At 62.1% G+C, this 794-nt stretch carries 1 pseudogene; it reads left to right on the top strand.

Annotated features, from left to right (window positions below):
- Nucleotides 1-794, top strand: a pseudogene (locus A3754_RS23235) (sodium-dependent transporter); the annotation flags it as partial.

Raw genomic sequence — 794 nt, 5'->3', positions numbered from 1 at the left:
TCGCCAGCTGGGCTCTTTATTATGCCTGGGAGGCGGTGGCCGGTGGTTTTCAGGGGATTACGGCGGCGCAATCCGGAGCACGGTTTGATGCGTTGCTGGCAGATCCCTGGTTGATGATGGGCTGCCACACCCTGTTTATGGTGCTGACCATGGTGGTGGTGGGCCGTGGTGTGAAAGGGGGGCTGGAGAAGGCTGTTGAGATCCTCATGCCGCTGCTGTTCGTGCTGCTGCTGGTGCTGGTGGGCTATGCCGCCACCACGCCGGGTTTCAAGGAGGGGCTTTTGTTCCTGTTTGAGCCGGATTTCTCCAAGCTCAATGGCAAGGTGGTGATTACTGCCGTGGGGCAGGCCTTCTTTACTCTGAGCCTGGGCATGGGCGCGATCATGGCCTATGGGGCGTATATGCCCCGGGAGGCCGCCGGCAAGAAGGGGGGCAAGCCCAAGCCGGTGTCGATCATGTCCACGGTGATCATTATTGCGCTGCTGGATACGCTGGTGGCGCTGGGTTCCGGTGTGGCCATGTTCCCGCTGATCTTCTCCAATGATCTGCAGGTAGGCCAGGGGCCGGGCATGATGTTCGTAACGCTGCCGCTGGCGTTTGGTCAGATGCCGGGCGGCATGTTGTTCGGTTCCCTGTTCTTCATTCTGGTCGTCTCTGCGGCCTGGAGCTCGTCCATCAGTTTGGGGGAGCCGGTGGTGGCGTGGCTGGTGGAGCGCGGTCTGTCCCGGGGGGTGGCCGCTACCGTGGTGGGGCTGGGTGCCTGGGTGCTGGGCATCGGTTCGGTGCTGTCTTTT

Source organism: Alcanivorax sp. HI0083 (assembly GCF_001635175.1).
This window is presented reverse-complemented; position numbering and strand designations above follow the sequence as displayed.